The sequence below is a fragment of the Sphingomonas brevis genome (genome assembly GCF_023516505.1).
GTDB lineage: Bacteria > Pseudomonadota > Alphaproteobacteria > Sphingomonadales > Sphingomonadaceae > Sphingomicrobium > Sphingomicrobium breve.
In genome coordinates this window covers 1622213-1640182 of record NZ_JAMGBB010000001.1, presented here as the reverse complement: position 1 = coordinate 1640182, position 17970 = coordinate 1622213, and the positions used below count along the sequence as shown (strand labels likewise).

Sequence of the window (17970 nt, the reverse complement as noted above, 5' to 3'; positions counted from 1 at the left end):
CCTCCCGCACGTTATCGACTATTGCTTAGTCGACCAGTTCGACCAGGCTGGCCGCTTCCTCGATCGCCAAGACCGTCGCATCCGGCTGCGAGACGTAAATGCTGTGGCTGCCTTTGGCTTCGACGATCTTGGCGCCTGCACGAGCGGCCATCATCTGCTGCGCGGGTGGCGGGATCATCTTGTCCTCGGTCGCGACCAGATAAGTCGCCGGTTTCGACTTCCACGCCGGGAAGCTGACCTTGCCAGCAAGCGCGGCGACGCCCCAGGGAACCTGGGAGTCGGCCATGAAGCGGGCGGTGTCCTCATCAAGGTCGGCTGCAAAGGAAGCATGGAATTGGTCGCGATCGAGTGACAGGAAGCCGTCCGCGCTGGGGACGATCGGCGGGACCGGCGCACCGGGCGGAGGATTGGCGATCAGCGTTTCGACCGACTCCCCGGCATCGGGGGCGAAGGCGGCGATATAGGCCAGGCTCTTTACCTTTGGATCGTTGCCCGCTTCGCTGATCACCACGCCGCCATAGCTGTGGCCAACGAGGACGACCGGATGCTTGGCGGTGGCGATGGCGCGTCTGGTGACGCCGACATCATCGTCCAGTGAGAGGGTCGGGTTCTGGACGACTATCACTTCATAGCCCTTTCCGGCGAGCCGCTTGTGAACTGCCTGCCAGCCGGAGCCGTCTACGAAACCGCCATGGACCAGGACGATGCTGAGGTTCTGGGTCGACATCTTCAATCTCCTTATGTGTGCGATAATGATTATCGCGATAAGTAGTCTATGCGACTCAACGCCAACCCTTGTCAAGCGATTATTTATCGCGATATATAAAAGCAGGAGACGCTCATATGGCCAGGCCGCTTACTCTCGACGAACATCTCTGCTTTTCCCTCTACGGCGCCAGCATCGCCGTGAACAGAATTTATAAGCCCGTGCTCGATCGGCTTGGGCTGACTTACCCGCAATATCTGGTGCTGACGGCGCTGTCCGAGGAAGATGGCCAGACGGTGTCGGGCATTGCCGACCGACTCGCGCTCGAGTCGAGTACGGTGACACCGCTTGTAAAGCGGCTCGAGGCGGCAAAGCTGGTAACTCGTACCCGCAACCCGCGGGATGAGCGGCAGGTCAATGTTGCGCTAACCGATAAGGGCAAGAAGCTTCGCATCGACGCCCAATGCCTGACCAACGAGCTGCTCAAATCAGGCTTGAAGCCCCCGCAACTGATCGCGCTCAATAAACAAGTGGCGGATCTGCGCGACCGACTGGCGAAGGCCCTATGACGTGCTCGGCCAATCCCGCGAACTAGCCTGCGCGCATCACCCCTCGATCACGACCTTATTGCCGGGCTTGGTCAGCTCGTAGAGCTGCTTGGCAAAGGCCATCGGCAGGCGGATGCAGCCGTGGCTGGCCGGATATCCCGGGGTCACGCCGCCGTGAATCGCGATGCCCTTGTCGTCGATATTCTGCATGAAAGGCATCGGCGCATTGTCGTATTTCCTCGAGCGGTACATCGGCCGCTTCCAGTTGATCGTCCAGAAGCCGAGCGGGGTCGGATGCCCCTTCTTGCCGGTCGAGATGTTGGTCACGCCGATCAGCTGCGAGCCCTTGAACACGAAGGCGATCTGGTTAGCGGTGTCGATGGTGATGGCGACATCGCCGTCGACCGGGAAATTGGGCGCCCAATGGAACTCGGCCGGGCGCAGCGTGGTGCGGCCGATCATCTGGTGCATCGCCTCGAAGCCCGAAGCGGAGAAGCCGTTGGTCCAGCGATAATTAGTGTCGGGCGGCACGAACACCGGCCGCGCAATCCGTGGCTGGGCCGGAGGTGGCGGGGGACCCATCGAGCAGCCGGCAAGAACGGCAAGGATGCCCGCCGCCACAACAGTACGAATTTTCATCATCCCCGGAGTCCCGCCTGCAAAAACCGTTGTCGATCAAGTGCATGAGCAATGGCGCAAGCACAAGCTGGCGCGGATAACTCCCAATGGCGGCCGAACGTTCCAAAGGCTCGCTTGGCCGATAACCCTCACTTTGGTTAACCGTTCTTATCGCCGGCGCCTGTGCTAGCGTATCGGGCCTGTTCGATAAGGGGGGATGCATGGCAACTTTGGCAGCTACGCTGGGCGGCGGCACTCGGCGCGACGATGTGCTGACGGGCACGCCCAGGGCAAAGACGATCGATCGCTGGATCTTCGTCATCATGGCCGGCAGCTTCCTGCTTTACACAATGTTTGGCTTCATCCCGGACTCGCTGGCCAAGATCGCCGCGCTCGAGGCGGGACAGCGGCCGCCATTCCCATTGATCCTCCACGTTCACGCGGTGCTGATGGGATCGTTCCTGCTGCTGCTCTTCAGTCAAACCTGGCTGATGGCCACCGGGCGACGAGATTCGCACAAGCAGCTCGGGATGCTCGGCATGGTACTTGCCCCGACTCTGGTCGTCGTCGGCTTCATCCTCATTCCGACCAACTATCATCTGCTGTGGAATTTCGCCCAGGCGGCACCAGCCGCGGAGCAGCCAAAGGTCCAGCAGGTGGTCGCCATCTGGGAAAATATCATGCTGCTGCAGATCAGGATCGGCATCCTGTTCTCGCTGTTCATGGCGATCGGGCTAAGCGCGCGACTTCGCGATTCCGGAATGCACAAGCGGATGATGATCATCGCCGTCGCAATGGCGATGCCGGCTTCTATCGATCGCATCCAATGGATACCGCAAACCATGCCCGGCAGCCCGCTGACGGTGGATATTTATACGATGCTGGCGCTGTCCCCGATGTTCCTGTGGGACGTCATTCGCAACCGCTACGTCCACCGCGCCTATTGGATATTGGCCGCAGCCTATTTGCCGCTCGCGATCGCGATCCATGCGCTGTGGGACACGCCCTGGTGGCATTCGACGGCGCGGCAGCTGATGGGCGTCTAGCTGGCGGCCAGCATCTTCCTGACCCCTCGCGCCGCCTGGCGGAGCCGTTGCTCATTCTCGACCAGCGCGAGGCGGACAAAGCCTTCGCCTTCCTCGCCGAAGCCGACACCCGGGGCGACCGCGACTTGGGCTTCGGTGAGCAGCCGCTTGGAAAATTCCATGCTGCCGAGATGCCGATATTGCTCGGGGATCGGGGCCCAGGCGAACATGCTGGCCATCGGCACCGGGATATCCCAGCCTGCGCGGCCGAAGCATTCGACCAACACGTCGCGACGCTTCTTGTACAGCTGGCGGTTGGCTTCGACGCAATCCTGAGGGCCATTGAGGGCGGCAACCGCCGCGGCCTGGATCGGGGTGAAGGCGCCATAATCCAGGTAGCTTTTCACCCGGGTCAGCGCGCCGATCAGCTTTTCGTTGCCGACCGCGAACCCCATCCGCCAGCCGGCCATCGAGTAGGTCTTGGACATCGACGTGAACTCGACCGCCACTTCCTTCGCTCCCGGCACCTGCAGGACCGAGGGGGTGGGAGTGTCACCGAAATAAATCTCTGCATAGGCGAGGTCGGAGATTAGCCACAGGCCTTCGCTTCGCGCGAATTCGACCAGCTGTCTGTAGAAGTCGAGATCGACGACTTGTGCGGTCGGATTGCTGGGATAGCCGATCACCAGCACCTTGGGCCGCGGCACGGTGTAGCGCATTGCCCGGTCGAGCCGTTCGAAGAAGTCCGGACCGGGGACGGCAGGGATCGAGCGGATCGATGCGCCGGCGATGATGAAGCCGAAATGATGGATCGGGTAGCTTGGGTTGGGAGTCAGCACGACGTCGCCCGGGGCCGTGATCGCCTGGGCGAGGTTGGCGAGCCCTTCCTTGGATCCCAGGGTGACGATGACTTCGCGGTCTGGATCGAGCTCCACTCCGAACCGCCGCTGGTAATAGGCCGCCTGCGCCTTCCTCAGCCCCGGAATCCCTTTGGACGCCGAATAGCGATGCGCGGTCGGCTTGGCCGCGACCTCGGCCAACTTGTCGATGACGTGGCGTGGCGGTGCGCCGTCGGGATTGCCCATGCCAAGATCGACGATGTCTTCGCCCCTCGCCCGCGCCGCGGCCTTCATCGCGTTGACTTCGGCAAAGACGTAGGGCGGCAGGCGCTGGATGCGGTAGAATTCGTCGGACATGGAACTAGCATGGCGGCCATGCTGCGGTGCGGCAAGGGGCCATCTCGCCTTGCCGCAGGACAGTCTGCGAGCGGCGCTATCGGTTATAGAGGGGCAAGGTTAGCCGGCGGGTTATCGCCAGCGCCCGCAGGACGAACCCCGCAAGTGCCGCGATCGATGCCGCCAAGAATGCGGGGAAGCCCAGCACGGTGAATGCGACGAACAGGCCGGACGCAAGCGCAGCGGGCGTGATGTAAAGCTCGCGGCGAAGCAGGATCGTCGGCTCATTGGCAAGCACGTCGCGGAGGATGCCTCCGGCGCAGGCGGTCAGGACCCCCATCACGAATGCCGGTACGGGCGCCACTCCGTATGTCAGCGCTTTGGACGCGCCATAAGCCGCGTAAGCGGCCATGCCGATCGCGTCGAACCAAAGCACCGCTCGTTCGGCGATTGCCCGGCGCGACAGGAACCAGACACCCAAGGCCGCACCGATACAGATCAGGAGCGTCGCATTGGTGTTGACCCAGAACACCGGCGCCCCAATCAGCAGGTCGCGCAGCGTGCCGCCGCCGACGCCGGTCACCACCGCGAAAAAGACGAAGGTTACGAAATCGAGCTTCCGCTCCGCGGCGGCCAATGCACCCGACACCGCGAACACGGCGATGCCGACATAGTCGAGCATTACCAGTGCGTCGGGGAGGATGGTCGGGGGCGTCATGAACCGCTCTTCGATCGACGATCGACTCAATGCAACCCGCAACCGTCGTCCCGGCCTTGAGCCGGGACCCGCCTTGTCTTGCTGCCTAAGAAACAGGCAGACCCCGGATCAAGTCCGGGGTGACGACTTTGTGCCGCCAAACGGGTATGTGGCCGACATGAGCGAAGAAACGACCACCACCATTCCAAGCCTTGAGGACTGGCAGCATTGGGCGCTGGTCATGGCGCGGGCCAACCAAATGATCATGGAGGCGTGGGCCGACAATCTGGCGCAGGGCAAGTCGATGCCGGGCTTCGGACTGCCGGTGGCGCATGCCACCAATGACCCGATGGCCTGGATGACCGCAGGCGCGGACGCCTGGTCGAAGGGGATGGAAGCCTGGAGCCAGATGCTTGGCCAATATACGGCCGCCGGCGAACAGAAGGACCGTCGCTTCTCCTCGCCCGAATGGCGTGAAAGCCCGATCTTCGACACGGTGCGGCAAAGCTATCTGGCGATCAGCGACAAGCTGCTCGGAACCGTCGAGGACCTGGACGGGATCGACGATGAGGCGCGCGACCGGCTGCGCTTCGCCACCAAGGGCTTCGTCGAAGCGATGAGCCCGGCCAACTTCATGGCCACCAATCCGGACGTGATGAAGCGGACGGTGGAGACCAAGGGCGAAAATTTGTTGTCCGGGCTCAAGAACATGCTTGGCGACATCACCCGCGGGCAAGTCACCCAAAGCCCGGAAGGCGCGTTCGAGCTGGGCCGCAACCTTGCAACGACGCCGGGCAAGGTGATCTACGAGACCAAGCTATTCCAGCTGATTCAATATGATCCGACCACCGACGAAGTGCTGGAAACGCCGCTGGTGATCTTCCCGCCCTGGATCAATCGCTTCTACATCCTCGATCTCACGCCCGAAAAAAGCTTCGTCAAATGGACCGTCGACCAGGGGGTCACCCTGTTCATGGTAAGCTGGAAGTCGGCCGATGAGAGTATCCGCGACATTGGCATGGACGATTATGTCGCGGCGCAGGAAGAGGCAGTCGACGTCATCCGCGACCTGCTGGGCGTCGATAAGGTCCATACCATCGGCTATTGCGTGGCCGGGACCACCATGGCGGCGACGCTGGCCTATCTGGCCGGCAAGGGCGAAGCGGACAAGGTCGCCAGCGCGACCTTCTTTACCGCACAGGTCGATTTCGAGGATCCGGGCGATCTCAAGATGTTCGTCGGCGACGATACGCTGGCGACGCTGAAGCAGCTGACCGCCGAAACCGGCGTGCTCGACGGGCGAGTGATGGCCGCGACCTTCAACCTGCTGCGCGGCAAGGACCTCATCTGGAATTACGTCGTCAACAACTATCTGATGGGCAACGACCCGACGCCGTTCGACCTGCTTCACTGGAATGGCGACGTCACCAATCTTCCGGGCGAGTGGCACCGCGACTATCTTGAGCGGCTCTATCGCCAAAACCTGATGATGACGCCCGGCGCGCTGAGCGTGAAGGGCGTTCCGATCGATCTCGGCAGCATCGAAACACCGGCCTATATCCAGGCCGGGCGGGAGGATCATATCGCGCCGGCGCCGAGCGTGTGGAAACTTACCCGCGTGCTTAAGGGGCCCAAGCGGTTCATCCTCGCCGGGTCGGGTCATATCGCCGGGGTGGTCAACCCGCCGGCGGCCAACAAATATCAATATTGGACCAGCGACGAGCCGGCGACGACGTTGCAGGAATTCATTGCCTACTCGACCGAGCATAAGGGCAGCTGGTGGCCGGACTGGATTCAATGGCTGAACGGGCAGGGCCATGGGAAGGTCAAGGCGACCGGCGCCCGGGTACCGGGCAAGGGCAAGCTGAAACCGATCGAGGATGCGCCGGGCCGCTATGTCCGGACCCGCTGAGCTTCAGATCAGGCTCGCCAAACCCGAGGAACGTGAGAAGTTGGAATCGCTCCAGCGGCGGGCATCGCTCGCCAATGGAAACGACCGGCCGCACCTCGAGGCCCATCCCGATGCGATCCACCTGCCGATGGATCAGATCGAGCGGGGAGAGGTTTACGTCGCCGAGCTTGGCGGGCGGGCCGTCGGATTTTCCGCGATATTGGCCGAGGAAGGCCATATCGAGCTCGACGGGCTGTTCGTCGAGCCGGAGCTTTGGGGCAGGGGGATCGGGGCGGCATTGGTTGACGTCGCCGTGCACGAGGCCCGCCGGCAGGGCCTGGCGATGATGGTGGTCGCCAATCCCGCGGCGCAAGGATTCTACGAAAGATGCGGCTTTACCATCGAAGGCGATGCGGAAACGAGGTTCGGCCCGGCGCTCAGAATGTCGCGCTAGCTAGCATTTTTCATACTTCCACATCCGGCGCTTGCCTTCGGACAGCCATTCCACTGCATCGGCAATGCGCTTTTCGCGGGTCTTGTCCTGCTTCGCTTCGGTGATCCAATCGAGATATTCCCGCTGGGCGGATGGCGGGAAGCCGTCGAGGGTGGCCTTGGCTTTGGGATTGGCGTTGAGCGCCCTGGCGAATTCCGGGTGAAGCTCCGCCGGCGGCTTGGGCTCATGCTTGACCTTGCGAGGCGCGGGAGCGGTCTTGGCCAGCGCCGCCGCCTCGCGGATCAGCACATCCAATTCCCTGTCCCCCGGCAAGTCCGCGACGGAGGTCAGCTTGCCGAATTGACCCATTGCCCCGGCCTTGGGACTGCCGTCGCCTATCTCCTGGCCGCGCCAGAAGTTGAGCGCGGCATGCTGCTTGAATGCGGCCATCATCAACAGGATCTTGCCGCCGACCGTGAAGCCGGGCGCGCTCCATTTCATCGTTTCCTCGGCTTCCGGCGCCGCGGCATGGACCCGCTCGCGAACTTTTTCGAGGATCGGCTGCGCGAACGGCGCCGCCTTGGCGATGTAAGCGTCGATGCGGGGATCGCGTTTCACAGGATTCCTCCGCCCAGCATCAGCCGCACAATCCCGACGACGATCACGAACAGGTTGAGGTTTCTGCCGCTCTTGCTTCCAGACACCGCGCCAATGCCGGCGCCGAGTACCGCAAGGGGAATGATCAGCCAGTTCGCCCAGCCCAGCAAGGGAATGAAGGCGATTGCGACGCAGACCAGCGCAACTGCGCCGATGACCAACGAAACAAGGTTCAGCAAGGCGCGGCTCCTCTTGTTAGGCGCTGCTCCTTAGCATCGACCTCAGGCCTCTGCCATCTCGTCGCACTCGCGTTGCTGGCTGGCCCGGCGATCGCGGATCATCGCTCCAAGATAGAGGGCGAGCGCCGTCCAGATGCAGCCGAACGCGATGCCGTGGGCCCAGGTAAATGGCTCGTCGTAAATGGCGACGGCCAGCAGGAACTGCAGGGTCGGCGCGATAAACTGCAACATTCCGACCGTCGAATAGGCCAGCCGGCGGGCGGCGGCGGTGAAGCACAGCAAAGGCACGGTCGAAACGACGCCGGCGGAAATCAGCAGCGCCGTTTCCTGTCCGCCCAGACCGAACATCGGCCTGCCCTCCGATCCGCCAAGCAGCAACCAGCCCAGGGCAATCGGAAACAATAGCGCGGTCTCGATCGCCAGGCCGGCAAGCGATTCGACATGGACGATTTTCCGCAGCAGGCCGTAGGTGGCGAAGCTGAAGCACAGGGTCAGGCTGATCCACAGCGTGCCGAGCGCGCCAGCGGCGAGAACGGCAATCCCCGCCGCGGCGATCGCCACCGCTGCCCATTGCAGCCTGGTCAAGCGCTCCTTCAGGATGAATCGGCCGAGCAGGATATTGGCCAGTGGGTTGAGATAGTAGCCGAGGCTTCCGGCGAGGATGTGCCCGCTGTTGATCGCATAGACGTAGAGCAGCCAATTGGTGCCGATGAGGACGGACGTCACGAACAATATTGGCAATGTCTTGCGGCTGCGGACTGCCGCGCCGATCTGGCCCCAGGCCTTGGCCATGGTGGCGAGGAAGACCAGGACCACCAGCGACCAGACGATCCGATGGGCGACAATGTCGATCGACGGCACCGCCTTCAGCAGCTTGAAGTAGATCGGCATGACGCCCCACAGGCCGTAGGCGGCGAGACCGAACAGCAGTCCGGCGCGGGCTCGGGCGTCGGCGTCAGCCTGATCGGTGAGGGGCACGTTCACTGGCCTGCGCCTAGCGGTTGCACCGGGGCAGTCAATCGAGCATGCCGCTCTCCCCGATCAGAAATTCGAACAATGTGATTTGGTGAACTTATCGTTAGTTGAAAGCATCGCGCGGCTTTGTCACCCTAGGGGCAGCGGGGTTCGCATAATTCGGAGTCGCAACTTGAGGCCCATTCGGTCTGCCATGTTGTTGGTCGCGCTGGCCGCGAGCGGTTGCACGCCGCCCGCCAAGGAACCGCCGCGCCCGATCGTGGTCGCCGCTCCACCTACCCGGGCCGATGTTTGGCAGGCGAAGGCAAGCGCCGCCGACATCAACCGCATCCGCCGGGTCGCGACCGGCTGGTCGACTGGCCTGGCCGAAGCGCGCTCGGCGGGTTTCGGCAACGAGATGAAGACCGAGGGCAAGCTGCTCGATCCCGATGCCAGCCTGCCTCGCCCGGCGCCGACCCCCGGCATCTATAACTGCCGGATGATCAAGCTCGGCCGCGAAAAGCCGAAGGCTCCGGCCTATGAGAAATTCAAGCCATTCTTTTGCCATGTCGGGGTCGACCACAACACCTTCACCATCATCAAGCTGACCGGAAGCCAGCGGCCTGCCGGACGGATGTGGGAGGATGATGCACCGACACGCCTGGTTTTCCTTGGCAGCCTCGGCCTCGGCAGTGAGGATGAAGTGCTCAATTATGGCGACGATCCCAAGCGCGACATGGCCGGCGTCTTCGAACGGATCGGCCCGTTCCGCTGGCGGCTGGTGATCCCCTATCCGCAATCCGGTGCGCAGCTGCTGGTGTTCGAACTGACCCCGGTACCAGACCAGCCGAAGGAATGACCTTAGGCGACGCTTCGGAGGTTCGCGCCCATCTGGTCGCGGCCGCGGCTGCTGGCCATTCGTTGAGTTACTCGGAGCTTCTCGAACATCTCGGTTATGGTTTTTCCCGGCCGAAAATGCGGGCGCTGTGCAAAACCTTGGGGGTGGTCGACGAGGAAGCTGCTGCGCATGGCGAACCGGAGCTGGCGGTGCTGGTCGTTCGACAATCCGATGGGCTGCCTGGGCAGGGCTGGTGGGTTGCCGGCGGCGGCAAGGCACATGGATATGAGGGACCGTGGGAAGGCCCAAGGGCAGCGAAATTCATCCGTCAGCTGCAGCAAAAGACCTTCGATTATTGGGCAATGGCGCACGAGGGCATGACCGGCTAAGGGGCGGCCATGGCCCAGCCTTCCAGCGATAGCGTTCGGACGTTTACCGTCGGCGAGGACGATGACGGCATCCGGCTCGACCGCTGGTTCAAGCGCAACCTACCCGATGTCAGCTTCAACACTGTGTCGCGTTGGGCACGGACCGGCCAGCTTCGCATCGATGGCAAGCGCGCTTCTCCCGGCGACCGGCTGGAAACCGGCCAGAATTTGCGCATTCCGCCGGCGGAGGCCGCTCCGGCCGAAGGTCCGGGTGGCCGGCCCCAGCGCGATGTCCAGCCGCTGACCGAGGACGAGGCCGCCTATGTGCAAGACATGGTGCTGGCCCGGGCGCGCGACTGGTTCATGCTGAACAAGCCTCCCGGCCTGGCGACCCAAGGAGGCACCAAGACGGTGCAGCATCTCGACCGGCTGCTCGATGGGCTGGCGGATGAGAAGGGGCAGCGGCCCAAGCTGGTCCATCGGCTCGACAAGGACACCAGCGGCGTGCTGCTGGTCGCCCGCTCGGCCAGGGCAGCGGCGCACTTCACCAGGGCCTTCGCCGGGCGGACTGCGCGGAAGGTCTATTGGGCGCTGATCACCGGTGTTCCGTCGCTCGAGGAGGGGTTGATCGATGCGCCGCTTGCCAAGCAACCGGGGACCGGCGGCGAGAAGATGCACGTCGACGAGGAAAACGGGCTTCCCGCCAAGACCCGCTATCGGCTGATCGAACGTGCCGGCAACCGCGCCGCCTGGGTCGAGCTGCAGCCGCTAACCGGCCGCACCCACCAGCTCCGCGCCCATATGGCGGCGATCGGCCATCCGATCGTGGGCGATGCCAAATATGGCGGTGCGGAGGCCTTCCTGACTGGCGGAATTAGCCGCAAGCTTCATCTCCATGCCCGGCGACTGAAGCTTGAAGGTCTCGACGGGAAGCCGATCGATTATCAGGCCGAGCTGCCGGATCATTTCGCCGAAAGCCTGGCGACCTTGGGGTTCGACCGGATGCTGGGCGACATGCTGCCACTGGACAATCCCGATCCCGCCAAATTGCCGGAAACCAAGGCCAGGCGCGCGGCTGCTGCGGCCAAGTCAGCCCGCAAGGCGAGAAAGGGCGAACGCCGCGCTAGGGGCGGCCAGCCGACCAAACCGGCAAGGCGGCCAAGGCGAAAGAGCTGATGCACCCCAATCAAGTCTTCGACTGGAACGACCGGCAGGAAATGCTCGGCTTTGCGGCCGAACGCAGTTTCGCCCATATTTTTGCCGCTTCGGACGATGGGCTTTTCGTCGTCCACGTGCCCATCCTCGTTACCCAGCAGGGAAAGATCCAATTTCACGTCGCGCGGCGGAATCGCATTGCTCCTTATCTGGCGGGCAATCGCCTCCTGGTCAGCCTGTCGGGCCGCGACGCCTTTCAAAGCGCCAACTGGTACGTCGCCGACAACCAGGTCCCGACCTGGCACTATGAGACGGTCGAGATAGAAGGCGAGGCGAGGGAGCTGCCGGAAAGCGAGCTGGTAGGGCTGCTCGACGCGCTCAGCGACCGGTTCGAGCGGCAGCATTCGCCGGACAAGCCATGGACAAGGGCCAAGATGGGCCCAGGCAAGTTCGAAGCCATGATCAAGGCCATCGTCGGCTTCGAGCTTGACCTGGTTGAAGTCCGCGGCACTCGGAAGTTCAATCAGCACAAGTCGGGTGACGATCTCGCGGCGACCATCGCGGGTCAGGAAGGGGCCGGCCGCGACGACATCGTCGCCGCGATCAGGGAGGTCAGCGGCAAATGAGCGACGACGAGCTTTGGAAGAAGCGCTTCCACATGTTCATGGTGATCAGGTTGATCGGATTGGCGATCTTCCTGTTGGGCATTGCCATCGCCTTTACTGACCTGCTCCGCCCGGGTGGCTGGACCACGCTTGGCGGATTGCTAGCCGTCATGGGCGCGCTCGACGCCGTCCTTGCGCCGCGAATCCTGAAGCGCAGCTGGGAGCGCCAGGACCGGTGAAACGCTTTTGGACGTCGGCCGAAATCGCCGAGACGGAGGGTGGATTTGGAGTTGCGCTGGACGGCCGCGGGGTAAAGACCCCGGCGCGCGCCGAGCTCTTCTTGCCGACGCGCGCGCTGGCGGATGCGATTGCGGCCGAATGGAATGATTGCGGCGAGAAGGTCGATCCTCGGGCCATGCCGCTTACCGGCCTTGCCAATGCCGCGATCGACCGGGTTACGGCGGATAGGGACGGCTTCGCGGCAAGCCTCGCCAGCTACGGCGAGAGCGACCTTACCTGCTATCGTGCGGAGGGGCCGGAGATGCTGGTCGCGCGCCAGGCCGATAGCTGGGATGCGCTGCTAGCCTGGGCTCGGCGGCGCTACGATGTCGATTTTACCTGTGTTTCGGGTGTGATGCATGTGTCCCAGCCGGAGGAAACGGTTCGTAAGCTGGGCCACGCGGTCGCGACGCTCGATCCCTTTCGGCTCGCGGGCTTGGCGCCGCTGGTGACGATCGGCGGATCGCTGGTCGCCGGGCTGGCTGTCCTGGAACAGGTGCTGCCGGCCGAAGAAGCCTGGGAAGCGGTCAGCCTCGACGATCGCTGGCAGCTTGAGCAATGGGGCGATGACGCCGAGGCGCGTGCGGCGCTCGATATCCGCCGCCGCGACTTTCTCGCCGCGGCGCGCTTCCTCGAACTGCTTAATTAGGTCGCGCGACCAGCTCCCGGACGAAGCCGAGCAGATAGGGCTGCCGTTCCCGGCGCAACCGCTCCGCCGCGATTATAGCCCGGACGTCGTCGAGGCATTTCGACATGTCCTCGTTGATCAGCACATAATCATATTCGGCCCAATGGCCGATCTCCGAGGCTGCCCGGCGCATCCGCCCGGCGATGATCTCTTCGCTGTCAGTCCCGCGCTGGTGGAGGCGGCGCTGCAGCTCCGCCATCGACGGAGGCAGGATGAAGATCAGCACCAGGTCGGTGCGGAAGGCATATTCGAGCTGTTGGGTGCCCTGCCAGTCGATGTCGAACAGCGTATCCCGGCCATCCTTGAGCGCCTCTTTGATCGGCTCCTTGGGGCTGCCGTAGAGGTGGTCGAAGACATAGGCCCATTCGGCAAACTCGTCGGCCTCGATCTGCCGGTTGAATTCCGCCTCGTCGACGAAATGATAGTCGATGCCGTCAACCTCGCCCGGGCGCGCCGGCCGGGTGGTGGCGCTCACGGAAATGGTGATGTTGGGGTCCGCTTCCAGCAGCATTCGGCTGATGGTCGACTTTCCCGCCCCTGACGGCGAGGACAGAACGATAAGCAGGCCGCGGCGGCGGCGGTGAGGCGAAAGACTGGTCGGATCGGCCATGGCCGCACTTGCCTTGGCCCATGGCAGTCCGTCAAGCGCAGGCCCAAATCCGTTTTATTGTGCAATGCACAAAAAATGCTTGAAACCCATGTCGCACTGCACTATGTTGCACCGCAGCAAAGGAGTTTTGACGTGGCTGACGAGACCAAGGTCGAAGAGAAGATTGAAGCGGTCGTCGAGACCGTCGCGGCGCCGGTGAAGGCCGTTGCCGAGAAGGTTGAAGAGGTTGCCGCACCGGTCGTCGCTAAGGCGAAGCCGGTCGCCAAGAAGGCCGTTCGCCGTGTCCGTAAGGCCCCGGCCAAGGTCGTCGAAACCGTCAAGCAAGTGAAACAGCGCGCTGCCAAGAAGGTGAAGCGCGCCCGTAAGGCGGCTCCGGCCGCCCGCGTCAACAAGATCGAAGGGAATAAGACCATGACCTATGATTTCAACCAGCTGTTCGCTGGGTTCCAGATCCCGGGCGCCGACAAGGCTCAGGAGCTGTTCGCTGACGCCAGCGAGCGTAGCCAGAAGCTCGCCGCCAAGTCGCAGAAGACCGCCGAGGAGTTCGCCGAGCTCGCCAAGGCCAATGTCGAAGCGATCGTCGAAGCCGGCCGCATCTATGCCGGCGGCGCCAAGGCGATTGGCCAGGACGCGATTGCGTCGGGCCGCGAGGGCATCGAGCAGGCTTCGGACGCCGTGAAGACCCTGGCCGAGGCGAAGTCGCCGGCCGAGTTCTTCCAGATCCAGTCGGAACTGGCCCGCGCGTCGTTCGACCGCTTCGTCGCCGAGACGTCGAAGCTGACCGAGCGCGTCGTGAAGCTCGCCGGCGAGACGGTTGAGCCGCTCCAGACCCGCGCCAGCATCAATGCCGAGCGCATCAACACTTTGGTTGCCTAATCTCTCCCCCTCTTTGAGTAGGCAACCCTGTTCGCGGCCGTCCCCTTCACCGGGGGCGGCCGCTTTTCTTTTCGGGACAGCCGGAATTTCTTTTCGGGACAAGCGGAGCGGACTGTCTTGCGGTGAGTTGCCGCCTTGCCATATTTTAGGCCGAACATGATGGACGACCTGATTCTGATGGCCGGCGACGAGCCGGGGCAAGGCGACGGGCTCGACGAGATCGAGCGCGGCGTCGTCACCCGTACCCGGCCGAAGACAAAGAAGCCGAGCAATTACAAGGTGCTGATGCTCAACGACGACTATACGCCGATGGAATTCGTCGTGCTCGTCCTGCAGCGCTATTTCACGATGGATCTCGAAGATGCCACCCGCGTCATGCTGCAGGTCCATCAGCAGGGCGTCGCTGTGTGCGGCGTCTTCACTTACGAAGTGGCCGAAACCAAGGTCAGCCAGGTGATCGATTTCGCCCGGGAGAACCAGCACCCGCTCCAGTGCACGCTGGAGAAGGCTTAGCCTGCTCATTGTCATTGCGAGGAGCCGAAGGCGACGTGGCAATCCACATTGGATTGCGTCGCTTCGCTCGCAATGACGGCTGCTTGTGAGTCGCGCAGGAAGCGCTAAAGCGCGGCGATGGACTCCATTCGCATTACCGGTGGCAAGCGCCTCGAAGGCAAGATCCCGATTTCGGGTGCCAAGAACAGCGCGTTGACGCTGCTGCCTTGCGCGCTGCTGACCGATGAGAAGCTGACGCTGGGCAATCTTCCGCGACTGGCCGACGTCGACAATTTCTCCCACCTCTTGAACCAGCTCGGCGTTTCGACCTCCGTTGCAGGGGTCAAAAAGGGCGAAGTCGGGCGCAAGATGACGCTGGAGGCGAAGGAGATCGCCTCGACCGTCGCGCCCTACGACATGGTCCGCAAGATGCGCGCCTCGATCCTGGTGCTGGGGCCAATGCTGGCACGGGCCGGCGAATCGACCGTCTCGCTGCCGGGCGGCTGCGCGATCGGCGACCGGCCGATCGATCTGCACCTGAAGGCGCTCGAAGCGATGGGCGCCGAGATCGAGCTCGCCGCCGGCTATGTGAAGGCGACTGCACCCAAAGGCCGGCTGCCAGGCGGGGATTTCAGCTTCCCGGTGGTCTCGGTCGGAGCGACCGAGAATGCGGTGATGGCAGCGGTCCTGGCTACCGGACGCACCCAGCTGTTCAACGCCGCGCGTGAGCCGGAAATCGTCGACCTCTGCAATCTATTGGTGGCGATGGGCGCCAAAATTGAAGGGATCGGCTCGTCGCACCTGATCATCGACGGCGTCGAGGGCCTGCACGGCTGCAACTATGAAGTCATGCCCGACCGGATCGAGGCGGGCAGCTATGCCTGTGCCGCGGGGATCACCGGCGGCTCGATCGAACTGGTCGGCGCCCGGCCGCACGACATGCTGGCGATTACCAACGGCCTTGCCGCGGCCGGCCTGGCGATCGAGTTCACCGATGCGGGCATGAAGGTTTCCGCCCACCAGCCGCTCCGCCCGCTGGCCATTTCGACTGCGCCATATCCGGGTTTTCCGACCGATATGCAGGCGCAGTTCATGGCCATGCTGTCCGTCGCGGACGGGCAGAGCTTCCTTGAAGAAACGATCTTCGAGAACCGCTACATGCACGTCCCCGAGCTCCGCCGCATGGGCGCGGATATCGAGGTCCATGGCCGCTCCGCGATCGTCAAGGGCGGGCTGCCGCTGACCGGCGCCCAGGTGATGGCGACCGACCTTCGCGCCTCGATGAGCCTGGTACTCGCCGGCCTCGCCGCCGAAGGCGATACGGAAGTGCTGCGGGTCTACCACCTCGATCGCGGTTATGAGCGGCTGGAAGAGAAGTTGAGCGCCGTCGGCGCGACCATTGAGCGGGTTTCCGCAGGTTAGGGCTGTCCGGGGGACAGCCTGCCTGCGGGAAGCAGGCTAGAGCTGTTTGGCGAAGCGCTTGCTGGTCTGTTCGTAGCCGATCGTCTTGTAAAAGCGATGCGCCTCGACCAGCCAATCGTTGCTGGTCAGCTCGATCATCGCGCATCCCGCTGCCCTGAATCGCTCCTCCGCCGCCTCGACCAGCTGCCGCCCGACCCCTCGGCCGCGCGCACTTTCCGCAACCACCAATATGGTGATCCGGCCGACCGGCTTTTCCCGATGAATGGCGGTCATCCGGTGCAGGCCGCAGAGGCCGATGACCGCGCCATGCTCGATCGCCACCAGCTGGGGAAAGTCACTCACCGGCAGCTGTTCGATTCGTCCGCGCACGCCCTCGGTCGTGACCTTGTGCGGCAGGAGCTCGATCAGCGGGACCAATTGCTCCGCGTCGTCAGGCTGCGCCTCGCGGATTTCGACCGTCATAGCGCATCAAGCGCATGCAGGCCGAGCCCGACGAGCCCGCCGACCAGCGTTCCGTTGATGCGGATATATTGAAGGTCGCGGCCGACCGCGGTTTCAAGCCGGTCGGTGATGGTTTGCGCATCCCAGCGCCTGACCGTCTCGCTGACCAGCTTGACGATCGACGAGCCATAGCTGGCGGCCATGCCGGCTACCGCGCGCCGGGCGAACATATTGATCGCGCCCTTCATCCGCGGGTCATGCTCCAGGTTCTGGCCCATCGACTGCAGCACTTCGCCCAGCTTGCCGGCCATCGCCGCGTCGGGATTGCGGGCGGCGCGGATCATCGCCTCGCGGCCCTTTTGCCATAAGGTATCGAGCCACAGCGACACCGACTGGTTGTCGAGCAGTTCGACCTTCATCGCTTCGACCCGCTCGCGCGTTTCGAGCTTGGTCTGGAGGTCGTTGGCAAGATCGGCGAGCGCCTGCTCGATCTTGATCCGCACCGGATGAGCCGGGTCGGTATGCATGTCGGCGGTAAGTTTGCGCAGCCCGTCGACAATCGCGTCGGCCAGCTTGGCATCGAGCCCCGCCAGCTTCAGCACCCAATTGGCCCGCTTGTGGACCATGTCGCGGATCAGTCCTTCATTGGCGTCGAGCGCTCGAGCGGTCCAGCGGATCGCCGCTTCGAGCATCGGCACATGGCGGTCCTCGTTGATCGCGCTGGCCAGCGCATGGCCGAGGAGCGGTGATACTTCCATCTTGCGGATTCGGTTGGCGATCGAGCTTTTGACCAGGCCGCCCAGCCGCTCGTCGTCGAGGCTTTCGAACAGGTCGGCGATCAACCGGCTCGCGCCGCGCCGAATCCGCGTCTCCTCGCCCTGCGGCGCCTGGAGAAAACGCCCGACAGCGCCGGCCAGGTCGATGTTGCGCATCCGCCGCGCCACGACCGTTGCAACCAGGAAATTCTCCTTGAGGAAATTGGCCAGCGCCTCGCCGATCCGGTCCTTGTTGCGCGGAATGATCGCCGTGTGCGGGATCGGCAGGCCCAGCGGATGGCGAAATAGCGCGGTTACCGCGAACCAGTCGGCCAGCCCGCCGACCATCGCGGCCTCGGCAAAGGATTTGAGATAACCGACCCACGGGTAAGCAGCTTCGAATTGCCGGGCGACGACGAACACGATCGCCATCGCCACCAGCAGGCCCGTCGCGGCCACTTTCATGCCGGCGGCCCCCGGTTGGGCCGGATTGAAACGCGCCAGGGCAGGGGGCGGCGGCTTGGTCATCGCCGCCACTCTAGTTCCACTGGCGGCGAT

General features: G+C 63.5%; 23 protein-coding genes. 13 read left to right on the top strand and 10 right to left on the bottom strand.

The genetic code is table 11. The features are described 5' to 3' along the window. Window positions 1–25: 25 nt before the first annotated feature. Entirely contained in the window at window positions 26–727 is a 702-nt protein-coding gene (locus LZ518_RS08390; protein ID WP_249915549.1) for an alpha/beta fold hydrolase, read from the bottom strand. A 116-nt stretch (window positions 728–843) separates the two neighbouring features. Between LZ518_RS08390 and LZ518_RS08385 the strand changes: the two genes are divergently transcribed. After that, a complete protein-coding gene (locus LZ518_RS08385) occupies window positions 844–1275 on the top strand; it encodes a MarR family winged helix-turn-helix transcriptional regulator (RefSeq protein WP_249915548.1) in 432 nt (143 codons plus the stop codon). 36 nt (window positions 1276–1311) lie between these two features. On the opposite strand, the gene LZ518_RS08380 is transcribed toward LZ518_RS08385, so the two are convergent. Further along, window positions 1312–1896, bottom strand: a complete 585-nt coding sequence (locus LZ518_RS08380) for a L,D-transpeptidase family protein (RefSeq protein WP_249915547.1) — start codon at window positions 1894–1896, stop codon at window positions 1312–1314. A 197-nt stretch (window positions 1897–2093) separates the two neighbouring features. On the opposite strand from LZ518_RS08380, the gene LZ518_RS08375 reads away from it, so the two are divergent. Next, window positions 2094–2918 carry a hypothetical protein gene (locus tag LZ518_RS08375; RefSeq protein ID WP_249915546.1) on the top strand — a complete coding sequence of 275 codons (825 nt, stop codon included), beginning with the start codon at window positions 2094–2096 and terminating at the stop codon, window positions 2916–2918. On the opposite strand, the gene LZ518_RS08370 is transcribed toward LZ518_RS08375, so the two are convergent. Continuing rightward, window positions 2915–4093 carry an LL-diaminopimelate aminotransferase gene (locus LZ518_RS08370; protein ID WP_249915545.1) on the bottom strand — a complete coding sequence of 393 codons (1179 nt, stop codon included), beginning with the start codon at window positions 4091–4093 and terminating at the stop codon, window positions 2915–2917. The genes LZ518_RS08375 and LZ518_RS08370 overlap by 4 nt on opposite strands. A gap of 76 nt (window positions 4094–4169) precedes the next feature. Next, window positions 4170–4790 carry a trimeric intracellular cation channel family protein gene (locus LZ518_RS08365; protein ID WP_249915544.1) on the bottom strand — a complete coding sequence of 207 codons (621 nt, stop codon included), beginning with the start codon at window positions 4788–4790 and terminating at the stop codon, window positions 4170–4172. Between the two features lie 157 nt (window positions 4791–4947). Between LZ518_RS08365 and LZ518_RS08360 the strand changes: the two genes are divergently transcribed. Both LZ518_RS08360 and LZ518_RS08355 read left to right on the top strand, forming a co-directional pair. Next, window positions 4948–6681 (top strand): PHA/PHB synthase family protein, encoded by a 1734-nt coding sequence (locus LZ518_RS08360; RefSeq protein WP_249915543.1) that lies wholly within the window; start codon window positions 4948–4950, stop codon window positions 6679–6681. Further along, the gene (locus LZ518_RS08355; RefSeq protein ID WP_249915542.1) at window positions 6665–7114 is read left to right on the top strand and encodes a GNAT family N-acetyltransferase; all 450 of its coding nucleotides are present in this window, start codon (window positions 6665–6667) and stop codon (window positions 7112–7114) included. The genes LZ518_RS08360 and LZ518_RS08355 overlap by 17 nt, the downstream gene beginning before the upstream one ends. On the opposite strand, the gene LZ518_RS13555 is transcribed toward LZ518_RS08355, so the two are convergent. The 3 genes from LZ518_RS13555 to rarD are packed head-to-tail and all read right to left on the bottom strand — an operon-like array spanning window position 7115 to window position 8913. Next, complete coding sequence (locus LZ518_RS13555) at window positions 7115–7711, bottom strand: YdeI/OmpD-associated family protein (RefSeq protein ID WP_249915541.1); 597 nt, start codon at window positions 7709–7711, stop codon at window positions 7115–7117. Beyond that, the gene (locus LZ518_RS08345; protein ID WP_249915540.1) at window positions 7708–7929 is read right to left on the bottom strand and encodes a hypothetical protein; all 222 of its coding nucleotides are present in this window, start codon (window positions 7927–7929) and stop codon (window positions 7708–7710) included. Before LZ518_RS08345 ends, LZ518_RS13555 begins: the two co-directional genes overlap by 4 nt. 42 nt (window positions 7930–7971) lie before the next feature. After that, window positions 7972–8913 (bottom strand): EamA family transporter RarD, encoded by a 942-nt coding sequence (gene rarD / locus LZ518_RS08340; protein ID WP_249915539.1) that lies wholly within the window; start codon window positions 8911–8913, stop codon window positions 7972–7974. A 184-nt stretch (window positions 8914–9097) separates the two neighbouring features. Here rarD and LZ518_RS08335 point away from each other — a divergent pair, with 184 nt between their 5' ends. The 6 genes from LZ518_RS08335 to LZ518_RS08310 are packed head-to-tail and all read left to right on the top strand — an operon-like array spanning window position 9098 to window position 12777. Continuing rightward, window positions 9098–9742: a DUF4893 domain-containing protein gene (locus LZ518_RS08335; RefSeq protein ID WP_249915538.1), complete on the top strand. Its 645-nt coding sequence runs from the start codon at window positions 9098–9100 to the stop codon at window positions 9740–9742. Beyond that, window positions 9739–10110 carry a ribose-phosphate pyrophosphokinase gene (locus LZ518_RS08330; protein ID WP_249915537.1) on the top strand — a complete coding sequence of 124 codons (372 nt, stop codon included), beginning with the start codon at window positions 9739–9741 and terminating at the stop codon, window positions 10108–10110. The genes LZ518_RS08335 and LZ518_RS08330 overlap by 4 nt, the downstream gene beginning before the upstream one ends. A gap of 9 nt (window positions 10111–10119) precedes the next feature. Then, entirely contained in the window at window positions 10120–11265 is a 1146-nt protein-coding gene (locus LZ518_RS08325; RefSeq protein ID WP_249915536.1) for an RluA family pseudouridine synthase, read from the top strand. Then, window positions 11265–11870 carry an FMN-binding negative transcriptional regulator gene (locus LZ518_RS08320; RefSeq protein WP_249915535.1) on the top strand — a complete coding sequence of 202 codons (606 nt, stop codon included), beginning with the start codon at window positions 11265–11267 and terminating at the stop codon, window positions 11868–11870. Before LZ518_RS08325 ends, LZ518_RS08320 begins: the two co-directional genes overlap by 1 nt. After that, complete coding sequence (locus LZ518_RS08315; protein ID WP_249915534.1) at window positions 11867–12088, top strand: hypothetical protein; 222 nt, start codon at window positions 11867–11869, stop codon at window positions 12086–12088. Before LZ518_RS08320 ends, LZ518_RS08315 begins: the two co-directional genes overlap by 4 nt. After that, on the top strand, window positions 12085–12777 hold the full coding sequence (locus LZ518_RS08310; protein ID WP_249915533.1) for an ATP12 family chaperone protein: 693 nt from the start codon (window positions 12085–12087) through the stop codon (window positions 12775–12777). Before LZ518_RS08315 ends, LZ518_RS08310 begins: the two co-directional genes overlap by 4 nt. Here the strand turns inward: LZ518_RS08310 and gmk are convergent. After that, a complete protein-coding gene (gene gmk / locus LZ518_RS08305) occupies window positions 12770–13426 on the bottom strand; it encodes a guanylate kinase (RefSeq protein WP_249915532.1) in 657 nt (218 codons plus the stop codon). The genes LZ518_RS08310 and gmk overlap by 8 nt on opposite strands. Window positions 13427–13558: 132 nt before the next feature. On the opposite strand from gmk, the gene LZ518_RS13550 reads away from it, so the two are divergent. The 3 genes from LZ518_RS13550 (at window position 13559) to murA (ending at window position 16216) form a co-directional block, all read left to right on the top strand. Next, window positions 13559–14302 (top strand): phasin family protein, encoded by a 744-nt coding sequence (locus LZ518_RS13550; protein WP_249915531.1) that lies wholly within the window; start codon window positions 13559–13561, stop codon window positions 14300–14302. A 177-nt stretch (window positions 14303–14479) separates the two neighbouring features. Beyond that, a complete protein-coding gene (gene clpS / locus LZ518_RS08295) occupies window positions 14480–14815 on the top strand; it encodes an ATP-dependent Clp protease adapter ClpS (RefSeq protein ID WP_249916530.1) in 336 nt (111 codons plus the stop codon). Between the two features lie 117 nt (window positions 14816–14932). Continuing rightward, window positions 14933–16216 carry a UDP-N-acetylglucosamine 1-carboxyvinyltransferase gene (murA, locus tag LZ518_RS08290; RefSeq protein WP_249915530.1) on the top strand — a complete coding sequence of 428 codons (1284 nt, stop codon included), beginning with the start codon at window positions 14933–14935 and terminating at the stop codon, window positions 16214–16216. 36 nt (window positions 16217–16252) lie between these two features. On the opposite strand, the gene LZ518_RS08285 is transcribed toward murA, so the two are convergent. Together LZ518_RS08285 and LZ518_RS08280 are read right to left on the bottom strand one after the other, a co-directional pair. Continuing rightward, entirely contained in the window at window positions 16253–16678 is a 426-nt protein-coding gene (locus LZ518_RS08285; protein WP_249915529.1) for a GNAT family N-acetyltransferase, read from the bottom strand. Beyond that, window positions 16675–17940: a DUF445 domain-containing protein gene (locus LZ518_RS08280; protein WP_431358216.1), complete on the bottom strand. Its 1266-nt coding sequence runs from the start codon at window positions 17938–17940 to the stop codon at window positions 16675–16677. Before LZ518_RS08280 ends, LZ518_RS08285 begins: the two co-directional genes overlap by 4 nt. Window positions 17941–17970: the final 30 nt, after the last annotated feature.

What these genes read in the sequence shown, in the direction of transcription:
- LZ518_RS08390 (WP_249915549.1), bottom strand. Translation starts at nt 727, where the DNA reads ATGTCGACCCAGAACCTCAGCATCGTCCTGGTCCATGGCGGTTTCGTA.
- LZ518_RS08385 (WP_249915548.1), top strand. Translation starts at nt 844, where the DNA reads ATGGCCAGGCCGCTTACTCTCGACGAACATCTCTGCTTTTCCCTCTAC.
- LZ518_RS08380 (WP_249915547.1), bottom strand. Translation starts at nt 1,896, where the DNA reads ATGATGAAAATTCGTACTGTTGTGGCGGCGGGCATCCTTGCCGTTCTT.
- LZ518_RS08375 (WP_249915546.1), top strand. Translation starts at nt 2,094, where the DNA reads ATGGCAACTTTGGCAGCTACGCTGGGCGGCGGCACTCGGCGCGACGAT.
- LZ518_RS08370 (WP_249915545.1), bottom strand. Translation starts at nt 4,093, where the DNA reads ATGTCCGACGAATTCTACCGCATCCAGCGCCTGCCGCCCTACGTCTTT.
- LZ518_RS08365 (WP_249915544.1), bottom strand. Translation starts at nt 4,790, where the DNA reads ATGACGCCCCCGACCATCCTCCCCGACGCACTGGTAATGCTCGACTAT.
- LZ518_RS08360 (WP_249915543.1), top strand. Translation starts at nt 4,948, where the DNA reads ATGAGCGAAGAAACGACCACCACCATTCCAAGCCTTGAGGACTGGCAG.
- LZ518_RS08355 (WP_249915542.1), top strand. Translation starts at nt 6,665, where the DNA reads ATGTCCGGACCCGCTGAGCTTCAGATCAGGCTCGCCAAACCCGAGGAA.
- LZ518_RS08335 (WP_249915538.1), top strand. Translation starts at nt 9,098, where the DNA reads ATGTTGTTGGTCGCGCTGGCCGCGAGCGGTTGCACGCCGCCCGCCAAG.
- LZ518_RS08330 (WP_249915537.1), top strand. Translation starts at nt 9,739, where the DNA reads ATGACCTTAGGCGACGCTTCGGAGGTTCGCGCCCATCTGGTCGCGGCC.
- LZ518_RS08325 (WP_249915536.1), top strand. Translation starts at nt 10,120, where the DNA reads ATGGCCCAGCCTTCCAGCGATAGCGTTCGGACGTTTACCGTCGGCGAG.
- LZ518_RS08320 (WP_249915535.1), top strand. Translation starts at nt 11,265, where the DNA reads ATGCACCCCAATCAAGTCTTCGACTGGAACGACCGGCAGGAAATGCTC.
- LZ518_RS08315 (WP_249915534.1), top strand. Translation starts at nt 11,867, where the DNA reads ATGAGCGACGACGAGCTTTGGAAGAAGCGCTTCCACATGTTCATGGTG.
- gmk (WP_249915532.1), bottom strand. Translation starts at nt 13,426, where the DNA reads ATGGCCGATCCGACCAGTCTTTCGCCTCACCGCCGCCGCCGCGGCCTG.
- clpS (WP_249916530.1), top strand. Translation starts at nt 14,480, where the DNA reads ATGGCCGGCGACGAGCCGGGGCAAGGCGACGGGCTCGACGAGATCGAG.
- murA (WP_249915530.1), top strand. Translation starts at nt 14,933, where the DNA reads ATGGACTCCATTCGCATTACCGGTGGCAAGCGCCTCGAAGGCAAGATC.
- LZ518_RS08285 (WP_249915529.1), bottom strand. Translation starts at nt 16,678, where the DNA reads ATGACGGTCGAAATCCGCGAGGCGCAGCCTGACGACGCGGAGCAATTG.
- LZ518_RS08280 (WP_431358216.1), bottom strand. Translation starts at nt 17,940, where the DNA reads ATGACCAAGCCGCCGCCCCCTGCCCTGGCGCGTTTCAATCCGGCCCAA.